The sequence below is a fragment of the Actinacidiphila acidipaludis genome, assembly GCF_019890725.1.
Classification (GTDB): Bacteria; Actinomycetota; Actinomycetes; order Streptomycetales; family Streptomycetaceae; genus Actinacidiphila; species Actinacidiphila acidipaludis.
Map to the genome: position 1 here is coordinate 1 of NZ_JAINZZ010000129.1, position 1,850 is coordinate 1,850.

The 1,850-nt window shown below is 57.1% G+C and carries 1 rRNA gene; it reads left to right on the forward strand.

Annotated elements, in window-relative coordinates:
• Positions 1 to 1,848 (forward strand): 23S ribosomal RNA (locus K7862_RS36955); the annotation flags it as partial.
• Positions 1,849 to 1,850: the final 2 nt, after the last annotated feature.

Genomic DNA, 1,850 nt, shown 5'->3' on the forward strand with positions numbered 1-1,850 from the left:
TGTAGCCCCAACGGGTGTACGGATGGGTAGGGGAGCGTCGTGTGCCGGGTGAAGCCGCCGCGTAAGCGAGTGGTGGATGGTTCACGAGTGAGAATGCAGGCATGAGTAGCGATACAAACGTGAGAAACGTTTGCGCCGATTGACTAAGGGTTCCTGGGTCAAGCTGATCTGCCCAGGGTAAGTCGGGACCTAAGGCGAGGCCGACAGGCGTAGTCGATGGACAACCGGTTGATATTCCGGTACCCGCTTTGAAACGCCCAGTATCGAATCCTCTGATGCTAAGCCCGTGAAGCCGCCGGCTGAGTCTTCGGACGAGGTCGGAGTGGTGGAGCCGGTGACCCGAGGTGGTAGTAGGTAAGTGATGGGGTGACGCAGGAAGGTAGTCCAGCCCGGGCGGTGGTTGTCCCGGGGTAAGGGTGTAGGACGTCAGGTAGGTAAATCCGCCTGGCACATAGTCTGAGACCTGATGCCGAGCCGATTGTGGTGAAGTGGATGATCCTATGCTGTCGAGAAAAGCCTCTAGCGAGTTTCATGGCGGCCCGTACCCTAAACCGACTCAGGTGGTCAGGTAGAGAATACCGAGGCGTTCGGGTGAACTATGGTTAAGGAACTCGGCAAAATGCCCCCGTAACTTCGGGAGAAGGGGGGCCACGCCTGGTGAGGGAACTTGCTTCCTGAGCTGGGGGTGGCCGCAGAGACCAGCGAGAAGCGACTGTTTACTAAAAACACAGGTCCGTGCGAAGCCGTAAGGCGATGTATACGGACTGACGCCTGCCCGGTGCTGGAACGTTAAGGGGACCGGTTAGTCATGATTCGTCGTGGCGAAGCTGAGAACTTAAGCGCCAGTAAACGGCGGTGGTAACTATAACCATCCTAAGGTAGCGAAATTCCTTGTCGGGTAAGTTCCGACCTGCACGAATGGCGTAACGACTTCTCGACTGTCTCAACCATAGGCCCGGTGAAATTGCACTACGAGTAAAGATGCTCGTTTCGCGCAGCAGGACGGAAAGACCCCGGGACCTTTACTATAGCTTGATATTGGTGTTCGGTTCGGCTTGTGTAGGATAGGTGGGAGACTGTGAAGTCCAAGCGCCAGCTTGGGTGGAGTCGTCGTTGAAATACCACTCTGGTCGTGCTGGATGTCTAACCTCGGTCCGTGATCCGGATCAGGGACAGTGTCTGGTGGGTAGTTTAACTGGGGCGGTTGCCTCCTAAAGGGTAACGGAGGCGCCCAAAGGTTCCCTCAGCCTGGTTGGCAATCAGGTGTTGAGTGTAAGTGCACAAGGGAGCTTGACTGTGAGACTGACGGGTCGAGCAGGTACGAAAGTAGGGACTAGTGATCCGGCGGTGGCTTGTGGAAGCGCCGTCGCTCAACGGATAAAAGGTACCCCGGGGATAACAGGCTGATCTTCCCCAAGAGTCCATATCGACGGGATGGTTTGGCACCTCGATGTCGGCTCGTCGCATCCTGGGGCTGGAGTCGGTCCCAAGGGTTGGGCTGTTCGCCCATTAAAGCGGTACGCGAGCTGGGTTTAGAACGTCGTGAGACAGTTCGGTCCCTATCCGCTGCGCGCGTTGGAGTCTTGAGAAGGGCTGTCCCTAGTACGAGAGGACCGGGACGGACGGACCTCTGGTGTGCCAGTTGTTCTGCCAAGGGCATGGCTGGTTGGCTACGTTCGGGAGGGATAACCGCTGAAAGCATCTAAGCGGGAAGCCTGCTTCGAGATGAGGACTCCCACCCACTTGATGGGGTAAGGCTCCCAGTAGACGACTGGGTTGATAGGCCGGATGTGGAAGCACCGTGAGGTGTGGAGCTGACCGGTACTAATAGGCCGAGGGCTTGTCCATAT